This window comes from Brevibacterium zhoupengii (assembly GCF_021117425.1).
Classification (GTDB): Bacteria; Actinomycetota; Actinomycetes; order Actinomycetales; family Brevibacteriaceae; genus Brevibacterium; species Brevibacterium zhoupengii.
Genome location: NZ_CP088298.1, coordinates 3346657 through 3361732 on the forward strand (window position 1 = coordinate 3346657; position 15076 = coordinate 3361732).

The window sequence follows — 15076 nt, forward strand, 5'->3', positions numbered from 1 at the left end:
ATCGGAACGTCGAACCCCGGCTCCAGTTCCGATTCCGGCTCCAACGGTCGGTAAGTTCTGCTCGATTTTCTCGCGATTCTCGAGCAGAACTTACCGACCGTTGGCGTTTTGTCAGCGATGAGCGGCCACTACCGGAGGAGGTCGTGCAGCGCCCTGGCCGCGGCGCCGAGCTCGGCCTCAGCCGCCGGCTGTGCCGCCGAGGGATTGCTCGATTCGCTCAAAACTGCGACAGCGATGGACTGCCCGTCGGCATGATCGACGACACCGATCTCATGGCGCAGGTGCAGCAGAGTCCCTGTCTTCGACGACCAGGTCATCGCGTCTGAGGCAAAGTCGGGTGCGAGTCTGTGCCTGATAATGTTGCCGGCCAGAAGGCTTCGCAGCTTCGATGCAACGACTGGGTCGATGCGGACGGGGCGCCAGATCTCCTGGAGGAGGTCGACCAGTCCCGTTGCTGTGCCGACATTCGCCTGTGAGACGTCGAGCTGCCAGATTCGGTGACCGGCTTCCTGACTCGGCCCGGATCGAGCAATGTCGTAGACGAGGTGGGCGTCGGAGTCCGGAAGACTCTCCAATGGAGTCTCCACCAGTGCGCCGAGGTGGTGCCTGATGTGAATGCCACTCAGCCCCATCCGCTCAAGTTCGTCTTGAATCTGATTCGGAGCGAGCACGTCGAGCAGAGCATCTGTGGCCGTGTTGTCACTGAAGCTCACCGACAGCATCACGAGGTCCTCGAGCGCGATCTGCGCCGGGTGGCGAAAACGACTCGTTCCGGTCGGCCCGTCCCCTCCGTAGTGATCAGGTCCAATCGCGATCGGCTGAGCTCCGTCGAGGACTCCCTCACTGATGCGGTTGAGCACGGCGAAGGCGATCGGGACCTTCACCACGGAGGCCAGAGGCATCGCCTGATCGCCAGAGGTGGAGATTTCCCGACCGCTGTCTAAGTCACGGACCACGATGGTGGCACGCAGGCCCGCGGCGGCCAGCTGCGCATTGACGTCGTGGATGACGCGGGCATCGCCAGTCATTTCGAACCGCCACTCACAGGCGTCCCCGCAAGGACGTTTTCGCCACGCGTCCCAGCGGGAACGTCATTGCTGCGCGTGCCCGCGGGGACGCCTGCGAGGCAGTCGGCGATCTCATCGCTGAACTCGCTGAGCACGGCGGCATCGTCATCGGAGGTGGCAGCAAGCACATAGCCTCTTTTCAGTTCCGGCTCGATCAGCGGACTCCATTCGAGTCCCAACTCCTTAGCTTCGACGGCACTGCACAGCAGCAGATCACCTTCGCCGAGGACTCCGGCGACTGCCGCGGGATCGGAGGAATCCATGACCACTTGGTACGGCAGCAGTCCCGCCACCTCGGCGGCACGGCGGAGCCGACCACGAACATGTGAAACGTCATCCTCGATCAGCAGTCTCAGTCGCTTCCCCGACAGTTCGGGACCAGCACCGGCAATCCTCGACCTGGCTCGGCGCAGCGCGGCCAGACGCACAGGCCCGGACAATGCCGTTCGGTGCGCACACCCCAGCTCGACTACCCAGGTACCGTCCGACTCCGGCACCGCTTGCAGCGCTGCCCTGACCCTGCGTGCCGACAGGTCATCGAGGCGCCGCGCCGGTAGTTCGGGATGGATATCGATGCTGATGCCACCGGACTTCGCCGAGGCGGTGAGAACGGCCAGATCCCTCGTCGTGCATGAGCGTGGAACCGCCAAAGACACCGGCCGAAGTCGGGCCCGGTCGGCATCGAGCAGCATCGTATCGGCAAGGTCAACCAATCGCCTGGCCGAGGCCAGCATGTCCTGTCCGAATGGGGTCAGGCTCACGCCGCGACCCGAGCGATCGAAGAGTCGTGCTCCAAACCGCTTCTCCAATCCTGCGATCCGTCTGCTCGCCACCGGCTGCGGAACTCCGCTCGCTGCTGCGCCGAGCGTCATGCTTCCCAGCTCGCTCACGGCGGTGAACGTTCGACATGCTTCAATCAGGTCCATCGTCACCATGATATGCATCTTTGATATGCAGATGCCGCAAACTGTCTTCGACCACATCACCAAAGCAGGGAACAGTGGTACTTGCCGGAATCGCCACCAGCACAGGATGCAGACTCAGCACATCTCAAAGGGAGCATTGATGATGACACGAACTTCACGAATAGCCGGCGCAGCAGCACTGTCGCTGATCGCTCTGACGGCGTGCTCGCCCGCAGAGGGCGCTGCCACCTCAGATTCCGCAGCAGATTCCGCCTCTGCAGAGTCGACTTCCCAGGCTTCTCCGACGGCGACTATTGCCCAGGCGGAGGTCGATTCCGCGATAGCCGACATTGAGAAGAAGTACGACGCCAGAGTCGGCGTCCACGCGATGGACACCAGCGACGAGTCCACCATCGAACATCGCTCCGAGGAGAGATTCGGCTTCGCGTCGACAATCAAGTCCTTCGCGGTGGCCGAGCTCTTGGCCAGGACGACACCAGCGGAACTCGACGAACACGTGACTTGGACGAAGGAGGACGTCGAAAAGGCCGGGTATGCGCCGGTGACGGAGAAGCACCTCGGCGATGGTCTGCCTCTGGAAAAGGTGGCCGAGGCCGCCATCAGGGTCAGCGACAATGCTGCGGCGAATATTGTCTTCGACCATATCGATGGGCCCAAAGGATTGGATACCGCGCTCGAGGACCTCGGCGACTCGACCACCGAGGTGATCGATCGCGAACCGGACCTCAACACCATCGACCCCGGCAGCGCCGACAACACCACCACTCCCGCCGCGTTCTCCAGCGACCTCGCCGCGCTCCTCGAGCCCGAGCATCTGTCCGATGAGGACCGGACTGTCCTCATCGACTGGATGAGCGGCAATGAGACCGGGGACCCGCTGATCAGAGCGGGCGCCCCCGCCGGGTGGACGGTCGCGGACAAGTCCGGTCATGCCGATGCGCTGCGCAATGACGTCGCTATCGTGTTCCCGCCGAAGAGGGACCCGATCGTCATCGCGATCATGACGGAGAACAATGACCCGAACACCGAATCCGATGCCGAGCTGATCGAAGACACCGCGCATGCAGTGCTCGGAGCCTTTGAGTGACGCGCACAGCAGACCTCGGCGCTGACCAGCAGGAACGGTAAAGTAGCTGGCATGACCGAATCTCTGACCTTTGCCGATTCAATCCTCATCGAAGCCGAACCGGCCACTGTCTACGCGACCGTTTCAGACGTGACCCGAACTGGCGAGTGGTCACCGATCTGCAAAGAGTGTTGGTGGGACGAGGGCGACGGCCCCCGGGTGGGAGCCTGGTTCACCGGGCGCAACGCCACCCCGGATCGCGAGTGGCAGACGCGAAGTCAGGTCGTCGTCGCCGATGAGGGGCGTGCCTTCGGGTGGAGCGTGGGACCGGGTCGAGTGCACTGGACTTACAGTGTTGAGGACGCGGACGGTGGCACACTGCTCACCGAATCGTGGGAGTTCCTGCCAGAGGGTCAGGCCTTCTTCGACGAGAAGTACGGGGACCAAGCCGCCGAGCAGGTCGCCGAACGAACCGCCGCTGCCCGGGGCGGAATCCCTGAGACCCTCGCTGCCATCAAGAAGGTCATCGAAGGAGCCTGAAGCCTCTGCGGACTCAGTGCTGACTTGAGGAATCAGTGCTGGCCTGACCAGTGGGGACTGTACATGAGTCCGAGTACGTTGCCGAACGGATCGATCACCGATGCGGTGACGAATTCGGGTCCGCGCGGCGTGACCGGCATGTGCGTCTTCGCACCATGGGCCAGCAGCTTCGCCAAAGCGTCCTCGACATCGTCGACGTACCAGTACGTGATCGAGCTGCTTCCGGACGTTGTCCCTTCGGGCGCGTAGGCGCGGTTCATGATCCCCAGCTCGTCCTCGTCTGCCCCGATCCGAAACTCGACATAGGCGGCGGGCCCCTCCTCCGGCTGTCGAAAATATGGTGCGATCCCGAGGAGGTCCGAGTACCACTCGGCTGCCTTGTCGACGTCCTCTGCGGTGAGGACCATGGTCGTCATTCCCTTGAGTGTGCTCATCGTTCTGCTCCTTCGTGAGTGGCGTCTGGCGCTGTGTGCTGATTTCGTCGGCCGCGGTCTGTTTCTCGCTGCCGCCGTCGTGCAATTACCACTCTCACAGCCAAAGTGATCACCAAGTGAGCACTTTTGGTGAAATACTCTTCATATGCGCGCAGACAGGCTTCTCGCCCTCGTCTTGTTCCTCCAGTCACGGGGGAAGGTGACCGCTGCCCAAGTTGCCGCGGAGCTCGAGGTCTCGCTTGCCACGGCACGTCGTGACCTCGAAGCGCTGTCATCCGCCGGAGTTCCTGTCTATGTTCAACCGGGCCGCGGGGGCGGCTGGCAACTCATCGGCGGAGCGAGGACGAACCTCACGGGCCTATCGAGCCACGAAGCCAGCGCCTTGTTCTGGATGCTGGGCACTGCCGGACTGTCAGATCCAGCCACCCGAGTCGCGACTCGCAAGCTGATCCGAGCCCTCCCAGAATCACTCCGCGAAGAAGCTGAGACACTGGCGACTGCTATCCACTACGATCACACCACCTGGGGCGCAGTTCACAAGGGTGATGACGCAAACCAGGCCAGCGACGCCTCCACGACCAGTATCGATCACCTCAGCGCACTGCGATCAGCCCTCATCGCCCGCGGCACCATCCGCATGAGCTACGTCCGCGGCAACGGGGAGCAAGCGACGAAGACCGTTCGGCCTCTGGGTCTCGTGGCCAAAGCCGGGACGTGGTACCTCGTCGCCGGGCCCGCAACGGGTCCCGATGAGCCACGCACCTACCGGGTCGACCGCATCGTCGACATCAGCAGCAGCACCGAAACCAGCGGCGGCGATGTCTCCACCTCCGACGAGTTCGATCTCATCGACTATTGGTCGAAGCACGTCAAACAGGTGGAGGCGCTGCGATCATCAGTTACGGCAATCATCCGTGCTCCGAAGTGGGCACTCCCGATCCTCACGAACCATTTCGGCAGCTACCTCTCCGTGATCTCCAGTGATGGTGAGTTCACCGTCGCCGAGGTGCGGGCGAACCTCATCATCGCCCTGGCCGAGCAGTTGGCCGGGTGGGGGCAGCAGATCGAAGTCCTCGAACCATCTGAGCTGCGCCGAGAGCTCGCCCGCATCGGAGCCGAGCTCTCATCGATGTACTCCGACGGTTGAGCAACTGCTCCGACGGTTGAGCCGAGAAGCCGTGGTGATGATGCCACAGTGATGGCAGGATGCGGAGTAGGAATTCAATCGCATGACGCGTCCAGGAGGAAGAGCATGGCCAGAACAATCGGAATCATCGGAGTCGGCGAGATCGCCTCGGCGATCGTCGAAGGAGCATCTGCCGGCGACGATCGCCCTGATTTCTTCCTCTCCCCGCGCAATGCCGAGCGTTCAGCCAAGCTGGCGAGTGACTTCGATCGGGTCGAGGTCTGTGAGAGCAATCAAGACGTCATCGATCGCAGTGAGCACGTCATCCTGGCCGTGCTTCCTCAGCAGACCGAGGCCGTACTCGCCGAACTCAACATTCCCGCTGATCGCACGGTCGTCAGCGCGATTGCCGGAGTCTCGGTCGAGTCGCTGTCCCCGCTGTTGCCGCAGAACCCGACCATCGTCCGGGTTATCCCGCTTCCACCCGTTCGGGAGCGCCAGGGCGTGACTGCGGTCTACCCAGCGCATCCCGAAGTGGAGGAGTTCTTCAACGCCCTCGGCGGGACTGTCGTCGCGGACACAGAAGAGCTCTTCAGCACACTCTCGGCCACGACCGCGACAATGTCGGCCTACTATGCCTATCTCCAAACGATCGCCGATTGGCTCGTGGGCCAGGGGTGGGACCGGGCTGATGCCGATCGCATCGTCCGCGGCCAGTTTGCGGGCCTGGGCAACAAGCTCGCTGCAACCGATTCCTCATTTGCCGACCTCGTCACCGGGCACGAAACCCCAGGCGGCCTCAATGAGATGCTCCATCACGAGTGGATGAACGAGGACAACAGTGCCGCCCTGTCGGCCTCACTCGACCGCGTCTTCGCACGGGTGACCGGCACCAGCTGACCTTCGCTGACGACCGCGCGCGCCAGCTCGCTGCGCCCGGCGTCAGCTCGCAGCACCTCAGAGCATCTCAGAACAGGCCCGTGATGTTCCCGTCCTCGGTGACATCGATCTTGAGCGCCGAAGGCTCCTTAGGCAGCCCGGGCATCGTCATGATGTCGCCGGCGATGACGACGACGAAGCCGGCACCGGCCGAGAGCCGCACGTCTTTGACCTCGATGATGTGATCCTTAGGAGCTCCGCGAAGAGTGGCATCTGTGCTCAGCGAGTACTGGGTTTTGGCAATGCAGATCGGGGCGTCGCCGTAGCCTTCATCGGTGAACTGCTTGAGCTTGCGCGTGACCTTGGTCGGCAGGTCAACATCAGCTGCACCGTAGATCCGCTGCGCGATCGTGCGGATCTTCTCCTCCAGCGGCCAGTCGAGTTCGTAGCTGTACTGTGCCTGCGGCGACCCATCCGACGAGCTGCCTGCAGACGAAGCGCTCGGTGGTGGAGCTTCTGCGTCACCCGAGGCCGTTCCCGCGACAAACAGCGACCCGTCCTCGACGGCAGCCCCCGCATTGCCCGCACCACCTGCGGCCTCAACAACCGCCTCGGCGAGTGCAAGTGCACCCTTGCCGCCATCGGCCCAGTGGGTGGACTCAACGGCCGAGATGCCTTGCGATCGCAGGTGCGCAATCGCGGTGGCCATCTCCTCATCGGTGTCGGTGGGGAACCGGTTGAAGCACACGACCGGGGTGATCCCATAGATGTTGAGCAAGTTGTTGCAGTGGTGCTCGAGATTATTCATGCCGCCGAGGATCGCCTCAGTGTTGGGCGTCTGCACGTCCTTGACCTCGATGCCGCCGTGGTACTTCAGTGCTCGCAGGGTGGCGACAACGACTACGGCTGAGGGCCAGATGCCGGCGGCGCGGCATTTGATGTCGAGGAACTTCTCGGCGCCCAGGTCGGCACCGAAGCCGGCCTCGGTCACAGTCCAATCGCCCAGGGTCATCGCGGCCTTCGTCGCGAGCAGGCTGTTGCAGCCGTGGGCGATGTTGGCGAAGGGTCCGCCGTGGATGAATGCCGGTGAGCGCTCGAGGCTCTGGACGAGGTTGGGCGCCAGCGCATTGCGCAGGAGAGCAGTCATCGCCCCGGCAGCACCGATGTCATTGACCGTGATGGGTGTCCGCGATCGGCTGTGGGCGAGGACGATTCGTTTCAGGCGCTCCTTGAGGTCAGTCAGCGAGGTGGACAGGCAGAAGACCGCCATGACCTCGCTGGCGACGACGATGTCAAAGGCATCCTCGCGGGGCACTCCCCCATTGATGCCGCCGAGGCCGACGACGACTCCGCGCAGCTCCCGATCGTTGAGGTCGACGACGCGGCGGATGTGGACGCGCCTGACGTCGACGTCGAGTTCGTTGCCGTGATGGATGTGATTGTCGAGCATGGTCACTGCGAGGTTGTTCGCCGCAGCGATGGCCGCAAAGTCACCGGTGAAGTGGAGGTTGATGTCCTCCATCGGTACGACCTGGGCGTATCCGCCGCCGGCTGCTCCGCCCTTCATCCCGAAGACCGGACCCATGCTGGGTTCACGCAGAGCGAGGATGGCTTTGCCGACCTCCGGTTTCGACCGTGCCAACTCGTTGAGTCCGTCGGCCAGTCCGATGCTGGTCGTGGTCTTGCCTTCACCGGCAGGCGTGGGGCTCATGGCGGTGACGAGAATGAGGTGACCGTCGGTGTTGGATTCGGCGGCCTTGTTGAGAACGTCGATGGAGACCTTGGCCTTGGTCCATCCGTAGGGGATGATGTCTTCCTGAGCCAAACCCAGTCCAGCGGCGACGTCGACGATGGGATCGAGCTCGGCGTTGAGCGCAATATCGAGATCTATGGTCATAGTGCCATCATGCCGCTTCTGGGCCGGTTTGTGACCACCAAACGCGAGTGAATTCGCACCATGTGCGCTGAGTTCCGTCCACCGCAACAATGCAGATCCCGGCACCGAGGTGGTGGTGTCCACTCGAGGACGCACGACTTCGCCGAGGCGGCAGTGTCGCTCGAATCACGCCACAGGCACTTCGGCGGTCCTGCTCCGAGTCGTCGTGTCTTCAACCTGTTGGGAGCGTCGAGCCACCAGGTAGGCTGGAAAGACGATGATGGCGCTCACGCTGGCCATGGTGATGGCGAATCCGGTGTTACCGAGAACGACGCCGAGCGTGAGCGCACGATTGAGTCGTCGGCCCAGAACCACGATCGCGGCAGACCCCACGATTCCGCCGTCGGCCGCAGCCCTGAGAACGGCTCCTGTCGCCTGTTCGCCCAACCCCACACCATCGGCGAGGATTCTCGGCACCGTCCCTATTGAGTCTTCGCTCGTCCCCAGATGAGGAACACGATGAGCGGCGTGATTCCGGCGATCGTCGTTGGCCTGCTCCCCGTCTGGACCACCTCGGCGAACGACTCCGCAGGTGCGGGAACGTCGACCCGCGCCCCCACATCGGCCCGCTCCCCCATGTCGGCCCGCTCATCGGCAAGCGGTGGCCCGATGGCGGAGGGATGCCCACGTGGTGGCGGCCTACCGCGACCGATACCAGGCCACCGAGTCGAAGCCACTCGGACCGATCCCGGAGACGGACGTACAGAAGGTCGACCGGAGCCGCTCCCACACCGCGTTGCGCCGAGTCATCTCAAAGAGCAATCGACACAATCCCGAAATAGCCGCGATGCAACAAACCAGAGACACTATCCGCATGTGAATGCAAAGCTAGACAGAGAGTGTTGGAATGTCGGGTCGCCGAGCGGCAAACATTGCCAGTAGTCGCCTACTTTCTATTTGGCGATATAGGCCGCTCGTGCTGCGAGTGCTAGTTCCCAGTCCTCCTTCACATCTGCCGCAGTCGGTTTGATGTTCATGTGTTCATTCGCATGAGAGTGACCAGTCATGCGCTCACACGCACGTGCGAAGAGTGGCTCGATCACTTCAATTGCGACATCAAGCCGGGAACTATCGATCTTAGAAAGCCTTGTCATCATGATGTTGTGACGATACCTTTGGGTGACATTCTGAAGAAGTTCCTGCTCCACAAACGCCTCACACCAGGCGCGAATCAGGTCGTATGACTCCTTGATGAGTGCGTCTTGAACCATGGGCTCAGATTGGGGGACGTCCTGCAGTTTGACGTTAATCCTTTTGCCAAGGTCCGCGGGTGTATCGAATCTAGGTTCCACGTCGGGGGCCAAGAGCCCCTTCACCTCTCCACCATCTCTGACCTCGTAGAGCTTCGTGCGTAGCTTCTTGTTCTGTCGAGCAGCAATAAGTGCAGAGGCAAACATAATGTTGTGTGTCAGAACGATCACCTGATGAGTCTCAGCGAGATTCTGGATGCGATCCGCGACTTCCCCGAGGCGGCGGTAATCAAGACTCGTCACTGGGTCGTCGAACACCAATGGTGCTTTCGCGCCGCGCATTCGGGATTCAGCGAGAAAATCGGCCAACGCGAGAACCTTCTGTTCCCCTTCCGAGAGCACCGCAGACGGGCGATATGCAGCCACGACCTTTTTCCGCTGCGCCTGCCCGCTCCTGCCTTGGAATCGGAGGCCGACCTTTGGCGCCCGTAGACGGGCACACTCCTCATTGAACAAACTCTCGAAGTTGCTGTTCACGAGATCTTCGCTTGCGAGCTTCGACTGACGAGTTATCTGCTTTGAAACTCCGTTAGAGATCAATCGGGAAAGTTCTTCCAGCTGCAAGGATTCGCGAGCTCGCCGCACAAAGTCCCGAGCTACGTCGATGTTTCGGCTCAGTTCAATCCGCGCAACGAGCTCTGACAACTGCTTCTGCTTAGTTGCTAGCGAACTCGCAGCGTTATCCACTCCTTCTGCTAGCTCCTCAACGACTTTGCGAGCTAAGGTAAGGGTTTCCGAGACTGAACTGACGACTGCTTCCGGTTCTCCCTGGAAGAACTCCTCAGGAATCGGCCTCCCATTAGTAGTGGCCTCGGCAGTAGCTCTTGCTGTGGCGAGAAGTTCAGAAGCCTGTCCTGCCCACTCGGGTGCACTATCACTGTCTCGCTGCTCGGCGGCGTATTCAATTGCGCGGGTGAGGTCGACTTCCTCAAGAGCTAGTTTAGAGCGCATCTGTGCAGCTTCTGCGTCCTTCACCTGACGCACGAGTGTCTCGTCCAAGAATGTGCGATAGCGAGTCAGAAGATTCAACGCGGCTGGACTCAACTCCTGCCTGCAATACAGGCACGAATCGCCGGCGCCGGGGTAGGTGTCGAGATTCAAATGCTGTCGATAGTTGTCGCCGACGACAATGAAATCTTGCCAGTGCTCGTCTACAGGCCCCGGGAGCTCTTCGGCTTTGAAGAGTTCCTCGCGTGCTTCGTCGCTTCTACTCTCGGCGGTTTGCAGGGCCGCTCGGGCAGTCTCATAGGTCTGAGCATCAAAATCTTTCGAAGCGCTGAGGACACGGTGTAGGCGTGTCAAGTGAGCTACAGAGTCTCGTGCTCGGGAAAGAAGCGCGTCCTTGGCATTTGAGCGCAGGAGGCCAACTTCGCTCTCCAGGCGCTCCCTATCGGCAGTCGCCGTATCAGGTAATGTTGCTAACTCCTCAAGTTCTTCAATGTTGGTGCTCGCGCCAAGAGACTCGATCAGCGGGTACACGTCTGTGCCGGGGTTAAACTTCGAGAGTAAGTGGTTGCTTCCCGGGGTAAGTGTTTCTACTTGGACTGAGATCCGGCGTTGTATGCCCTTAATTCCCGTCGAGACATGAGCGAAATGTGCGAGTTCAGCCGGTGTATAGACATAACCCAGTTCGCTATCGATATGCATGGAGACTGCGCTCGCGTCAAAGACACTGATACGGGTGAACGGAGAAAGCCCTGCTTCGTTCTGCCACTGAGCAGTCTGCTCAGATCCAGACAAACGGAATGAGATGGTGGCTTGCGGCGAAGATGAATTGCCAAGTTCAGAGACACGCGCGTTAGGCAAAATGTCCTCTGCGGTGCGCACCGCAGCAACACGCTTCAGGATTCTTGAATATCCTGTCTTGCCCGAGCCATTTTGCCCGAACAGAACTGTGAGCGCGGGGTCGAAAGCCAATTCTTGATCAGCGGCTAGCGCATTAACCCCCTGAACATCCGTCAAAGTGACGAGTTCAAGTGTCTCCTCGTCGGCCTCCGTGGCCCCGGCAAAGCCTAGCGTTGGAATCTCGGGTACTTCCTCACCGGAAATCTCCTTCTCCGCGAGAAGGGTTGCGTAAACTTCGTCCAGAAACGCTTCGCTGGGAGCTTGGCGTGAGAGAACAATCTCTGCGACAAGCTGGCGAATCCACGAATCTTGGCCGTTCGCCCAGTCGACGAGAAGTCGACGAGGCGTAGCATCACCCAAGTTCACAGATACTTCGTGCTCGACCAAACCAACCCCGTCCCGGCGACCAGCCCCGAGGGATTCGTATCGCCTAGCAAGCTCAAGACATCATGATGCCTCAATGATGCCCGACAAGTGCTGCAGAGACCACCGAGTCGATGTGGAGAGTAGCTTCAGCTAGCCGGGCACACGGGCCCCGCAGATCAGTCGTATTCGATGAACCTTGCACGGACAGTAGCAGATCGGTGATTTCGGAGCAGGTCGCTCAGCTCTCCGAGTTTCTCTGCAGGGTATACGGCCACGCCCTGGGCCAGGCCGTCGGGCAGGGCGCAACCGTCTTCCTGCATCAGGGCGCTGCGGATCACTGAATGGGTACGTCCGCGGTCCTGAGGGTACTGGTGCGCATGCTCTATTAGGCTGAACCCGGTCTGTGCCCGTACGGTTGGGTTCTCATCGACGACCATTGTCGCGAGGAAGGGGAGCTTGCGTTCAGAGTTCCAGGCTGCAAGCGTGCGCACGAAAGCAAGCGGGTTGTCTCGTCGTTCGCTGAGGAGGAGCGCTTCGACTTCTAGATCGAGCACGACACCCGCTGCGACACGTAGATGGTTCACCGCGGCTGAGTACTCGTTGGCAGCACCGAACGGGTTACCCGTTGAGGAACCGCGGAGCGTGGGCGCGAGTTCTCTGAGCTTCTGTTGTACCAGCGGCGGCACGTTGGCGAACTGTGATGCCAGCCGTCGGATTGCGCGCTGTTGTTGAGTTTCTTCGATGATGCATGCCTCTAGGGCATCAGTGATTTCCGCCCACAATTCCGCGTCGTTGGTATTGAGAGCTGCGAGGACCAGGTCGTCCAGCTGATCGCTTGCGTAGTGAGTAACCTTTATTGTCCCGTCCTTGCCGCGAGCGTCCTCGATCATGGTTCGTACAATTGATGCTGCATTCTTCCCGAACGCGATAAAACTGTCGTAGTCCCCTGCGCCAGCTACAAGGAGGGAACGGACCGCGCTCACGTTGCCGTCAATTGCTTCTTGACGAAGTTCAGCAATGGCGTCGTCATTGACCGGCCCGAGAACTTCTAACATGTCGATGCGGTGATGGTCTTCTCTGGCGGTAGCGGCCCTGTAGAGCTTGTCAATGAGAGAGATGTCAAGTCTAGCGGTGGAGAGTGCGTTCGCTAGGGTGACATATGGCCGAGCGATTGATTCATCGCAAGTTGCGAAGTCTTCAGTGATGAGGTCGGCGATCGCATTGTGGGCTGTCATTGAGGCCGCCTTCAGAACGCGAGTGAGAGCTTTGTCTGCCTCATCCCATCGATAGCTCCACGCACTGCCATGGACGCGGAAATGTCCATCGTTTTTGAGTAAATCCAGAATGCGCTGGACAACATGGTCGGCAGCGTCTACGTCTAGCAGATCGCCCGCTTTCGCTAATACCGTCATCGTCGCGCCCTCGTCGCGCTTGGTCCATGTACGGTATGCGATCGCATTGACCAGGGACTGCAGAGCGTCCAGGGGCCCGTCGAGCCACATCTTTCTCGCGGCGTCCTTGGCAGCCTTCTTTTCGCCGATGAAGACGAGCGCCGTGAGGGCTGCCTCAACATGGTTCGGGTTGGACGTCGAGGTGAAGGTGAGTTTCGCGCTTATCGCTGTGAGATGCCGCCAGGAGTTCCAAGCACCGCTGAATGCGGCGGTCCACGCGATCGTAGCCAAGTCGTCACGGGCAGTGCTGCTGATGAAGTGCACCGTGTTGTTCGCTGTCCAGCCCTCGAACCGGTACTTCAGGTCCTTTTCAAGCGCCCCATTGACCTCCTGAGCACGCCACCAATTCCCAGCATGGTCTTGGGCGGTGATGGCGGCCTCAAGATCGCCGACTCCAAATCCAGCGTTCGCGTACAAAACGGACGCCGCGGCACCACGGATGGCACTGACTGAAAGATCGCCGTCGAGGGCCTTCGTTGCAACCAGGGCTTTCTTGGCAGTGGCGACCGCTTCCTTGGGCTTATCCAGCTCAAAGAGGAACGCAGCCTTATGGGTCAGGAGCCATCCAAGGTCGGCGGGCTTGGTCGCCCTGGAGGGTACTAGAGCGTCGACGGCTTCTTCAGTTCGTTCGTCTTTGTATGCGACACACGCCCGAACGACAAGGCACGCGTCGCGTTCGAAACGGTGTCGGGCATCAGCTGCAAGTTGCTCGAACTGAACGCTACTACCGGCAGAAAGGAGCTCGCGGAGCGCGTGTACGAAGCGCCAGCTCCACTCCTTGTGGCTTTCCCAGTCCTCAACGTTCGGACACTGACCTTTACCGGCGCATTGGGCAAGCTCGGCGTACCGGTTCCTCAGTAGCATCGCTACGGCTTCCTCGAAGCAAATCCTATCGATTGTGCGGTTCGGATGCGGTGCGATGAGGCGAGGGAGGATGAGGGCGGTGCGGAGTCTGTCCGCAGGGCCAAGTTCGTTGAGCTTGCCGCTCCAGACAGCACCTTCGAGAGCGTATTTCCGCTTCGACACCGCCACCTTGGTCAGCGCTTCAATATTGGTCTCGTCTACGGTCTGGGAGAATGGGACGAAAATCTTGCGACCCTTGCCGGTAGAAACGATTGCGTCACCATTCACCTCCGTCCAGTACGCGATCTGATTCTGGATGTCGACCAGGACAAGCAGGTAGGGAAGGCCGAAGGAGAGCCAGTGGTCGAAATGGTAGGTATCGGATTCTGCGAACCACCAACCTGGCTCGCCTTTGTACTTGTTGGCCGGCTTCAAGTACTCGGTGGGGCTCGCTTTGACCTGGATGAAGACGGGGGCGCCCAGGTCCCAGGCGTTCTCCGAGTCGTCCGGTGCCGCTTCATCGCGTGCGAACGTCACGAGGTCGGTCCCGATGTCCTCGCTGAGCTTGACCGGGGGTGCCCATCCGATGTCTGCGAAGATGACTTGGGCCTTAAGCTCGCCGCGCGAGCCTGTCTTCTTGGTGGAGTGCACCGGCGTTGTCATGACCCTAGTACATCAGATTCACCTTCTGGGTCTCAGTACATCCTGCAGCATGCACTCGGGTTCAGGTACTAGTTTTACGGCGTCAGGCGTCGCGCGTGATCGTTCCTGAGCCGACCGGCCGCCACTGTCGCCAGTGAAGTTGCGGCGAAGCAGCGGCGGCTGACGACCAGAGCCGACAGTCGCCTTGGTTACTTACCGAAGCTTCCTGGTCAAGTGGCGGCGTAGACTAAGGATGCTCAGAAAGCCGGGGTGTACTTTCCATTCCTCGACGAAGCGCCCGTACTACCGCCTCGCATCGCCGCCACCGAAGCGTTCGGCCCCAACGTCGTCCGCGCCCGCCGGCACCTCACCCCTCGCGGAATCGAACTCACCGAGTACTTCCTCGGCCCTTAGCCCAACACATATGCAGATCGCCTTTCGGACAGCGAAGTCCGTGATGCCGAATCGGCCGGGCTCATCGTCGAGAAACTGCGCATCTCACGCTCCCGAATGGAATTCCACGACATCGGCACCATCGTCTGGATCCTACGCAAATGCCCCTGGTGGGTCCCCGACTTCACCGTCGAAGCCCACCTGCCCCGACTGCGAGAACTCGATGCCCAACTCCGCCGAGGTGAACCGTTCGTCGCTCACTCCACTCGCCACCTCATCGTGGCTCGGAAACCCGACTGACCTGCCTCTAAA

General features: G+C 60.8%; 14 protein-coding genes. 6 read left to right on the forward strand and 8 right to left on the reverse strand.

The features are described 5' to 3' along the window. Positions 1 to 128: 128 nt before the first annotated feature. Positions 129 to 1028 carry a serine hydrolase gene (locus tag LQ788_RS15230; protein ID WP_231442378.1) on the reverse strand — a complete coding sequence of 300 codons (900 nt, stop codon included), beginning with the start codon at positions 1026 to 1028 and terminating at the stop codon, positions 129 to 131. Continuing rightward, the gene (locus LQ788_RS15235; protein ID WP_231442379.1) at positions 1025 to 1993 is read right to left on the reverse strand and encodes a LysR family transcriptional regulator; all 969 of its coding nucleotides are present in this window, start codon (positions 1991 to 1993) and stop codon (positions 1025 to 1027) included. The genes LQ788_RS15230 and LQ788_RS15235 overlap by 4 nt, the downstream gene beginning before the upstream one ends. A 139-nt stretch (positions 1994 to 2132) precedes the next feature. On the opposite strand from LQ788_RS15235, the gene bla reads away from it, so the two are divergent. Beyond that, entirely contained in the window at positions 2133 to 3080 is a 948-nt protein-coding gene (gene bla, locus LQ788_RS15240) for a class A beta-lactamase (RefSeq protein ID WP_231442380.1), read from the forward strand. Between the two features lie 51 nt (positions 3081 to 3131). Then, positions 3132 to 3599, forward strand: coding sequence for an SRPBCC family protein (locus tag LQ788_RS15245; protein WP_231442381.1), 468 nt, complete (start codon positions 3132 to 3134; stop codon positions 3597 to 3599). A 32-nt stretch (positions 3600 to 3631) separates the two neighbouring features. On the opposite strand, the gene LQ788_RS15250 is transcribed toward LQ788_RS15245, so the two are convergent. Next, on the reverse strand, positions 3632 to 4033 hold the full coding sequence (locus LQ788_RS15250; protein WP_231442382.1) for a VOC family protein: 402 nt from the start codon (positions 4031 to 4033) through the stop codon (positions 3632 to 3634). 145 nt (positions 4034 to 4178) lie between these two features. Here LQ788_RS15250 and LQ788_RS15255 point away from each other — a divergent pair, with 145 nt between their 5' ends. Beyond that, a complete protein-coding gene (locus LQ788_RS15255; protein ID WP_231442383.1) occupies positions 4179 to 5180 on the forward strand; it encodes a helix-turn-helix transcriptional regulator in 1002 nt (333 codons plus the stop codon). 105 nt (positions 5181 to 5285) lie between these two features. Beyond that, positions 5286 to 6059 carry an NAD(P)-binding domain-containing protein gene (locus tag LQ788_RS15260; protein WP_231442384.1) on the forward strand — a complete coding sequence of 258 codons (774 nt, stop codon included), beginning with the start codon at positions 5286 to 5288 and terminating at the stop codon, positions 6057 to 6059. A gap of 67 nt (positions 6060 to 6126) precedes the next feature. Here LQ788_RS15260 and LQ788_RS15265 read toward each other — a convergent pair whose 3' ends face one another. The 5 genes from LQ788_RS15265 to LQ788_RS15285 all read right to left on the reverse strand — a co-directional run bounded on the left by LQ788_RS15265 (position 6127) and on the right by LQ788_RS15285 (position 14392). Further along, positions 6127 to 7935, reverse strand: a complete 1809-nt coding sequence (locus LQ788_RS15265) for a formate--tetrahydrofolate ligase (protein WP_231442386.1) — start codon at positions 7933 to 7935, stop codon at positions 6127 to 6129. Between the two features lie 165 nt (positions 7936 to 8100). Then, the gene (locus LQ788_RS15270; RefSeq protein ID WP_231442388.1) at positions 8101 to 8391 is read right to left on the reverse strand and encodes a hypothetical protein; all 291 of its coding nucleotides are present in this window, start codon (positions 8389 to 8391) and stop codon (positions 8101 to 8103) included. Between the two features lie 5 nt (positions 8392 to 8396). Continuing rightward, positions 8397 to 8651, reverse strand: a complete 255-nt coding sequence (locus LQ788_RS15275; RefSeq protein WP_231442390.1) for a hypothetical protein — start codon at positions 8649 to 8651, stop codon at positions 8397 to 8399. Between the two features lie 216 nt (positions 8652 to 8867). Beyond that, positions 8868 to 11456 (reverse strand): AAA family ATPase, encoded by a 2589-nt coding sequence (locus LQ788_RS15280; RefSeq protein WP_231442392.1) that lies wholly within the window; start codon positions 11454 to 11456, stop codon positions 8868 to 8870. A gap of 155 nt (positions 11457 to 11611) precedes the next feature. Next, on the reverse strand, positions 11612 to 14392 hold the full coding sequence (locus tag LQ788_RS15285) for a DUF4365 domain-containing protein (RefSeq protein WP_231442393.1): 2781 nt from the start codon (positions 14390 to 14392) through the stop codon (positions 11612 to 11614). Between the two features lie 249 nt (positions 14393 to 14641). Between LQ788_RS15285 and LQ788_RS15290 the strand changes: the two genes are divergently transcribed. Together LQ788_RS15290 and LQ788_RS15295 are read left to right on the forward strand one after the other, a co-directional pair. Beyond that, entirely contained in the window at positions 14642 to 14785 is a 144-nt protein-coding gene (locus tag LQ788_RS15290; RefSeq protein ID WP_231442395.1) for a hypothetical protein, read from the forward strand. A gap of 96 nt (positions 14786 to 14881) precedes the next feature. Next, positions 14882 to 15064, forward strand: a complete 183-nt coding sequence (locus tag LQ788_RS15295) for a hypothetical protein (protein ID WP_231442397.1) — start codon at positions 14882 to 14884, stop codon at positions 15062 to 15064. Positions 15065 to 15076 lie beyond the last annotated feature (12 nt).

Excerpts from the sequence above, each read along its gene's own strand:
- LQ788_RS15230 (WP_231442378.1), bottom strand. The coding sequence starts at position 1,028 with ATGACTGGCGATGCCCGCGTCATCCACGACGTCAATGCGCAGCTGGCC.
- LQ788_RS15235 (WP_231442379.1), bottom strand. The coding sequence starts at position 1,993 with ATGGACCTGATTGAAGCATGTCGAACGTTCACCGCCGTGAGCGAGCTG.
- bla (WP_231442380.1), top strand. The coding sequence starts at position 2,133 with ATGATGACACGAACTTCACGAATAGCCGGCGCAGCAGCACTGTCGCTG.
- LQ788_RS15245 (WP_231442381.1), top strand. The coding sequence starts at position 3,132 with ATGACCGAATCTCTGACCTTTGCCGATTCAATCCTCATCGAAGCCGAA.
- LQ788_RS15250 (WP_231442382.1), bottom strand. The coding sequence starts at position 4,033 with ATGAGCACACTCAAGGGAATGACGACCATGGTCCTCACCGCAGAGGAC.
- LQ788_RS15255 (WP_231442383.1), top strand. The coding sequence starts at position 4,179 with ATGCGCGCAGACAGGCTTCTCGCCCTCGTCTTGTTCCTCCAGTCACGG.
- LQ788_RS15260 (WP_231442384.1), top strand. The coding sequence starts at position 5,286 with ATGGCCAGAACAATCGGAATCATCGGAGTCGGCGAGATCGCCTCGGCG.
- LQ788_RS15265 (WP_231442386.1), bottom strand. The coding sequence starts at position 7,935 with ATGACCATAGATCTCGATATTGCGCTCAACGCCGAGCTCGATCCCATC.
- LQ788_RS15285 (WP_231442393.1), bottom strand. The coding sequence starts at position 14,392 with ATGACAACGCCGGTGCACTCCACCAAGAAGACAGGCTCGCGCGGCGAG.
- LQ788_RS15295 (WP_231442397.1), top strand. The coding sequence starts at position 14,882 with ATGGAATTCCACGACATCGGCACCATCGTCTGGATCCTACGCAAATGC.